The organism is Comamonas sp. GCA5, from assembly GCF_036541385.1.
Taxonomy (GTDB): Bacteria; Pseudomonadota; Gammaproteobacteria; order Burkholderiales; family Burkholderiaceae_C; genus Comamonas; species Comamonas aquatica.
The window spans coordinates 1-240 of record NZ_JAZHFR010000281.1; the positions used below are offsets into that span (position 1 = coordinate 1).

A 240-nucleotide genomic window follows, 5' to 3' on the forward strand; every position below is an offset into this window, starting at 1 on the left:
AAAGCCCCGTATATGACCGCTGAGGACTGGAAAGCGATGTGGGGCTACTTCGTGCGCTTACTGCGTCAAGCTGACATCGATTTTCAGTATGTGGCTGTGTTGGAGCGTCATCCCTCGAACCTGAGCATCTGCATATGCATGTGGCTTGGCGTGGAAAGGGGTTTGTTAACTACAACATGCTGCGGCGCTTTTGGCATATGGCCATCGGGAAGCACCGAGGATTCAAGGTATCGCGCGTGC

1 protein-coding gene is annotated in these 240 nt (G+C 53.8%); it reads left to right on the forward strand.

What is annotated here, in order from left to right; genetic code table 11:
- Positions 1-12: 12 nt before the first annotated feature.
- The coding region (locus SJH88_RS19640) for a hypothetical protein (protein WP_274755437.1) at positions 13-240 on the forward strand (228 nt) is incomplete at its 3' end.